Origin of the sequence: Mesorhizobium sp. M4A.F.Ca.ET.020.02.1.1 (genome assembly GCF_004022645.1) — a bacterium.
Classification (GTDB): Bacteria; Pseudomonadota; Alphaproteobacteria; order Rhizobiales; family Rhizobiaceae; genus Mesorhizobium.
Genome location: NZ_RZOI01000340.1, coordinates 1 through 6,316, shown reverse-complemented (window position 1 = coordinate 6,316; position 6,316 = coordinate 1). Strand labels below are relative to the sequence as shown.

General features: G+C 64.8%; 6 protein-coding genes. 3 read left to right on the top strand and 3 right to left on the bottom strand.

All coding sequences use genetic code 11. The features are described 5' to 3' along the window. Both EN742_RS20360 and EN742_RS20355 read right to left on the bottom strand, forming a co-directional pair. Positions 1-582 (bottom strand): SDR family NAD(P)-dependent oxidoreductase (locus tag EN742_RS20360; protein ID WP_128333200.1); only part of this gene is annotated, 582 nt, incomplete at its 3' end. A gap of 118 nt (positions 583-700) precedes the next feature. Next, on the bottom strand, positions 701-1,885 hold the full coding sequence (locus tag EN742_RS20355) for an acetyl-CoA C-acetyltransferase (protein ID WP_126057905.1): 1,185 nt from the start codon (positions 1,883-1,885) through the stop codon (positions 701-703). 301 nt (positions 1,886-2,186) lie between these two features. Here EN742_RS20355 and phaR point away from each other — a divergent pair, with 301 nt between their 5' ends. Next, the gene (gene phaR, locus EN742_RS20350) at positions 2,187-2,798 is read left to right on the top strand and encodes a polyhydroxyalkanoate synthesis repressor PhaR (protein WP_126057906.1); all 612 of its coding nucleotides are present in this window, start codon (positions 2,187-2,189) and stop codon (positions 2,796-2,798) included. A 99-nt stretch (positions 2,799-2,897) separates the two neighbouring features. Here the strand turns inward: phaR and EN742_RS20345 are convergent, their stop codons facing one another. Further along, positions 2,898-4,040, bottom strand: a complete 1,143-nt coding sequence (locus EN742_RS20345; protein ID WP_126059332.1) for a citrate/2-methylcitrate synthase — start codon at positions 4,038-4,040, stop codon at positions 2,898-2,900. A 109-nt stretch (positions 4,041-4,149) separates the two neighbouring features. Between EN742_RS20345 and EN742_RS20340 the strand changes: the two genes are divergently transcribed. Then, positions 4,150-5,253, top strand: coding sequence for a citrate synthase/methylcitrate synthase (locus EN742_RS20340; RefSeq protein ID WP_126057907.1), 1,104 nt, complete (start codon positions 4,150-4,152; stop codon positions 5,251-5,253). Positions 5,254-5,461: 208 nt separating this feature from the next. Beyond that, a partial coding sequence (locus tag EN742_RS20335; RefSeq protein ID WP_148670169.1) for a patatin-like phospholipase family protein occupies positions 5,462-6,316 on the top strand: 855 nt, incomplete at its 3' end.

The following is a 6,316-nucleotide window of genomic DNA, read 5'->3' as shown; positions in this document are numbered from 1 at the left end:
GTTGAGCACCTTCTCGTCGATTGCCCTGACCATCTCGGTGGCGATGTAGCCGGGGCATATGACGTTGACGGTGATGCCGGCGCGGGCGCCCTCTTGAGCCAGCGCCTTCGAGAAGCCGATGTCGCCGGCCTTGGCGGCGGAATAGTTGACCTGGCCGGCCTGGCCCTTCTGGCCGTTGATCGAGGAGATGGTGATGACGCGGCCGAACTTGCGGTCGCGCATGCCGCCCCACAGCGGATGCGTCATATTGAAGACGCCGGACAGGTTGGTGTCGATGACCTCTTTCCACTGCTCGCGGGTCAGCTTGTGGAACATGGCGTCGCGAGTGATGCCGGCATTGTTGACGAGCACCGAAACCGGGCCGAGATCGGCCTCGACCTGCCTGATGCCGGCAGCGCAGGCGTCATAGTCGGCGACCGACCATTTGTAGACCGGGATGCCGGTCTCGGCCTTGAACTTCGCGGCCGCCTCGTCATTGCCGGCATAGTTCGCCGCAACCGAATAGCCGGCCTTCTTCAAAGCGATCGATATCGCCGCGCCGATACCGCGCGATCCGCCCGTGACGATTGCTACCTTACTCATGCAGTTCCTCCCTTTGGTCGGAAGAGCGAATAGGGAGTAGCGAATAGCGAGTAGGGATCTGATATCCCGTCACGTCATTCTACCCTATTAGCCACTCCCTATTCGCTATTCGCTAAGTTCAGAGCGCTTCCACGCACATGGCGACGCCCATGCCGCCGCCGATGCAAAGCGTGGCAAGACCCTTCTTGACGCCGCGGCGGCGCATCTCGAAGACCAGCGTGTTGAAGACGCGGGCGCCGGAGGCGCCGATCGGATGGCCGATGGCAATGGCGCCGCCATTGACGTTGACGATCGACGGATCCCAGCCCATGCCCTTGTTGACGGCGCAGGCTTGTGCGGCGAAGGCCTCATTGGCCTCCACCAGGTCCAGGTCCTTGACCGACCAACCGGCCTTATCCAGCGCCCGCTTCGAGGCCGGAATCGGGCCGGTGCCCATGATCGCCGGATCGACGCCGGCGGTCGCCCAGGAAGCGATGCGGACCAGCGGGGTGATGCCGCGCCGGGCGGCTTCGGCCTCGCTCATCAGCAGCGCGCCGGCCGCGCCGTCATTGATGCCGGAGGCATTGGCGGCGGTGACCGTGCCGTCCTTGTCGAAAGCGGGCCTAAGTTTGGTCATGGCGTCGAGCGTCGCGCCGTGGCGGATATATTCGTCCTGGTCGACGATCGTATCGCCCTTCTTGCCCTTGATGGTGAAGGCGACGATCTCGTCCTTGAACTTGCCGGCCTTCTGCGCGGCCTCGGCCTTGTTCTGCGAAGCCAGCGCGAACTGGTCCTGGTCGTCACGGGTGATCTGGAACTGGCGCGCGACATTCTCGGCGGTATTGCCCATGTGATAGCCGTTGAAGGCATCCCACAGCCCGTCCTTGATCATGGTGTCGATCATCTTGTAGTCGCCCATCTTGACGCCGGCGCGCAGATGCTGGGCATGCGCCGAGAGCGACATCGATTCCTGGCCGCCGGCGACGATCACCTTGGCATCGCCGGTGGCGATCTGCTGCATGCCGAGCGCGATCGCGCGCAGGCCCGAGCCGCAGACCTGGTTGAGGCCCCAGGCGGTGGTCTCCTTGGGCAGGCCGGCGTTGATCGAAGCCTGGCGGGCAGGGTTCTGGCCCTGGGCGGCGGTCAGAACCTGGCCGAGGATCACCTCGTCGACTTCCGAGGGCTCGACGTTGGCCCGCGCGAGCAATTCCCTGATGACGACCGCGCCGAGTTCATGTGCCGGGGTGGCGGCGAAGCTGCCGTTGAAGGAGCCGACTGCCGTGCGCGCGGCGCTGGCGACAACTATGCCATTGGATGCGGACATTTTCTTCTCCAGACTTCGAGGTGTCGTGTTTTAGGCTATCGTTGAGGAACTTTCTTGCCCTTTCCCGGTGCCAAGTCAAACCGGAAATGGGCATGCCGGCCATGCGCCGCAAGCAGGCCTGCGCTGGCCAGGGCTGCAGTCCCCGCTTCGCTGCGCAGCATATTCCGGCCGCCATGCAGCATTAATCGATCTTGCACTGCACAAACCACTTGGAATTGTGACGCTTTTGCGCATATCCTTGACAGGGCGCAATCGTTACCGGCTGCTTACTCAAATGCGCCGGTGTCCGGGGAGGATACTGATGGCCGCGAAAGACGACCCGATCGTCATCAAGAAATATGCCAACCGCCGACTCTACAACACCGGCACCAGCACCTATGTGACGCTGGAAGACCTCGCCGACATGGTCAAGAAGGGCGAGGAATTCACCGTCCAGGATGCCAAGACCGGCGACGACATAACGCATCCAGTGCTGACCCAGATCATTTTCGAGCTGGAGAACAAGGATGGGCAGAACATGCTGCCGATCCCGTTCCTGCGCCAGCTGATCGCCTTCTACGGCGACCAGATGCAGATGATCGTGCCCAGCTTCCTCGAGCAGTCGATGATCGCCTTCTCCAAGGAGCAGGAACGTTTTCGCGAACAGATGAAGGGCGCGTTCGGCAAGTCGCCGATGGACATGATGAAGATGTCGACGCCGATGAAGGCGCTGGAGGAGCAGACGCGCCGCAACATGGAGATGTTCCAGAACGCCATGCGCATGTTCACGCCGTTTCCGTCGGCGACGGCGAACGGGGCTTCGCCGACCCCAGCCGAGCCTGCGAAAAAGGAAGTGCCGGAAAAGTCCGATGATCTCCAGGAGCTGAAGGAACAGATCGCGGCCATGCAGCGCAAGCTCGACACGATGTCGTGACGGGCACGTTGCCATACAGGTGAAGCCGGCCTGACCTGAATCTCAACAAGCCCTGGAGCGACGCGCCCCAGGGCTTGGCTTTGATAAGCACCAGTTCCGCTAAATCCCGACGGGCCCGTCGTAGCGGGCGCGGGGCCTGATCAGGCGGTTGCTCATGACCTGCTCGACGGCATGCGCGGCCGAGCCGACGCTGCGCCCGAGCGCGAACAGCCGGAACGGCGCATCGGGCGGCAGGCGCAACTGACGCGTCAGCGCGGCCAACGCGAAGTCAATGTTCGGGCGCGCCCCCGTCGCGCCGAGAACGGCATCGCCGAGGCATGACATACAGCCATCGATCTCGACATCGGACAACAACGCCTCCGCCCTTGGGTCGCCCTCCGGATAGAGTGGATGGCCAAAGCCGGGCAGCGGCCGGTCGTGGCCAAGCCAGCGCTCGACCGCCGCATCGGCTCCCAGCCTTTCGGCGTCCTCGACGAGATTGAGCAAGGCCTCGCCGGCGCCGCCATGGCGCGGTCCGGACAGTGTGGCAAGACCGGCAAGCAGGCAGGCGGCAACCGACGCGCCGGTGGACGCGGCGACCCGCGTGGCGAAGGTCGAGGCGTTCAACTCGTGATCGGCGAGCAGCACCAATGCCCTGCGTATCAAATTGGCGCCGGCAGTGCCGACCGACCAGCCGCGCGCCAATCGCTCATGCACGGCGCCGTTTCCCGCAGCCGCGCCGAGCGCCTCGGCCAGGGCCGCGATGGCGTCGGCAGCATCGCGGTAGAGCGTGGCTGGCCCGCGTCCCAGCGAAGGCCGGCCTTCGGCAGCCAGTTCAGCCAGCGTCGCGAATGCCGCGCCGCGACCGCTCTCGCGCGCGTCATGGCGGCCGGGCGAGGCAAACGACACCGGGACGTCCGCTGCCCAGAGCAGGCTTGCCGTCTCCTCCAGCGTGGCCGCGCCGGAGAGCGCCACAGCATCCTTGCCGCGATAGAAAAGGCCGCCATGCTGGATGGTCGAGATCGTGGTGGCAAAAGCCGGCTCGCCCCAGTCGATGGCGCTTTCTGCGATCGCTCGCGGGCTTCGGCCGCGCGCGCGGCGCGTGGCGAGGGCGGCGATGTCGTCGGCGCGATACTGGCTGCGGCGCGGATCGGCTGCGTCCGGACGCATGCCGATACGGCCACGGCTGACATAGGCATAGAGCGTCTGCGGCCGCACCTTGAGCCGTTCCAGCGCCTCCTCACGCGTCAGCCATTCGGTCATGTTGTTTGTCATGCAGCCGATTGCTTGGACATATTGATTCACTTGATCAAGATTGATGCCTCGAACTTGTACCATTAATTCAAGTCCGTAAATGGCGAAGGAGACGGACATGGCAAACGGGCTCGATGATGTGGTGGCGGCGGAAACCGTGCTTTCCGATGTCGACGGCCTCGGCGGCCGGCTGACGATCCGTGGCCATTCGCTGCCGGAACTGGCCGGCCGTTGGCGCTATCCGCAGGTGGCGCGCCTGTTGCTCGACGGCTTCTTCGACGACCTTCCCGGCGATGCTGAACTGGCCGAGGCGATCGGCCGGGCGCGGGTCGAGGTGTTCCTGCGGCTCCAGCCGATTTTTCCGACGCTGGCCGCGCTCGATGTCTACAGCGGCATGCGGGCCGGCATCGCCCTTTTGCCGGACGGCGGGACGTTGACGGATGCGCTGCGGCTGATCGCGGCGCCGGCGGTGCTGACTCCGGCCTTGCTGCGGGCGGGACGCGGGGACCAGCCGGTCGCACCAAACAAGGATGCCGATCATGCCGCCGACATGCTGCGCATGCTTGGTGGCAGCGCGGCCTCGCCCGATCTGGCCAAAGCGCTCGACACCTATCTCGTCACTGTCTGCGACCATGGTCTCAACGCCTCGACCTTCGCCACCCGCGTCGTCGCCTCGACTCAAGCCGGGCTGACCTCGGCGATTCTGGCTGGCCTAGGCGCGCTCAAGGGGCCGCTGCATGGCGGCGCGCCCGGACCGGTCATCGAGATGCTGGACGCGATCGAGGCGTGCGGCGACGGCGCCGGCTGGCTGCGCGACGAGATCGCGCAAGGCGAGCGCATCATGGGTTTCGGCCACCGCATCTACCGGGTGCGCGATCCGCGCGCCGACGTGCTGAAAGCGGTGGTGCGGCAACTGGCCACCCGCAAGGGGCCAGGTAGCGGGAAGATGGGCAGCCGGCTGGCTTTTGCCGAGACGGTGGAGCAGGCGGCGCTCGACGTGCTTCGGGTCGCCAAGCCGCAGCGTTCGATCCAGACCAATGTCGAGTTCTACACTGCGCTCCTGCTGGAAGCGGCAGGCTTCCCAAAGGACGCATTCACCAACGTCTTCGCCGCCGGCCGCATCTCGGGCTGGATCGCCCATGCGCGCGAGCAGCAGACGACAGGACGGTTGATCCGGCCGCAGTCGCGCTATGTCGGGCCGGTGCCGGATCTCGTCGCCTAAGGCGGCCAGCCCATCTTGATGAATGTCGCCTCTCCGCCAAAAGGCGGTGAGGCTCTTCTTCATGACCGAAATTTCATGTGATCACGCGACCGTGTTCGTGTTCTTGCCTTGGTCAGGACTTATATGCTGCACTGCAACATAGGTCCGCTGCCGGCGCGTCGCCCGATTCCGGGCAGGACGAGGCCGGCCATTCAACGACAGGAACGCCATGACGACCAACGGCAAGGCGGAGGAAAAGAAGAAGATCAACATCGCGCTTCAGGGGGGCGGCTCGCACGGCGCCTTTTCCTGGGGCGTTCTCGACAGGCTGCTGGAGGATGGAAGGCTAGAGATTTCAGCCGTTTCCGGCACCAGCGCCGGCGCGATGAACGCGGTGGCGCTGGCCGACGGCTTTGTCCGTGGCGGCGTCGAGGGAGCACGCAAGAAGCTCGACGATTTCTGGCGCGCGGTGGCGCGGAAAGGCCGCTTCAGCCCGGTGCAGCGCATGCCGTGGGATGTCGCCTGGGGCAACTGGTCGATCGAGAACACGCCGGGCTATGTCTTCTTCGACACCATGTCGCGGGTGTTCTCGCCCTATGTCGCCAATCCGCTCGGCCTCAATCCGCTGCGCGACGTGGTCAAGCAGGAGATCAACTTCTCCAATGTGCGCGCCTGCAAGTCGGTGGAGCTGTTCATCTCGGCGACCAATGTCGAGACCGGACAGCTGCGCGTCTTCTCCGACGGCGAGATCGACCTCGACACGGTGATGGCCTCGGCCTGCCTGCCGCAACTGTTCCGCGCCGTCGAAATCAAGGGCGTGCCCTACTGGGATGGCGGCTATGGCGGCAATCCGGCGCTCTATCCGTTCTTCAAGACGACTGCCACCGAGGACGTGCTCCTAGTCCAGATCAATCCGGTGGTGCGCGAGGGCACGCCAAAGAGCGCCAACGAGATCCAGAACCGCATCGACGAGATCACCTTCAATGCCGGACTCCTGCGCGAATTCCGCTCGATCGCCTTCGTCAAGGAACTGATCGCCGCCGGCCGGCTGCCGCATGGCGAGTACCGCGACATTCGCATGCAC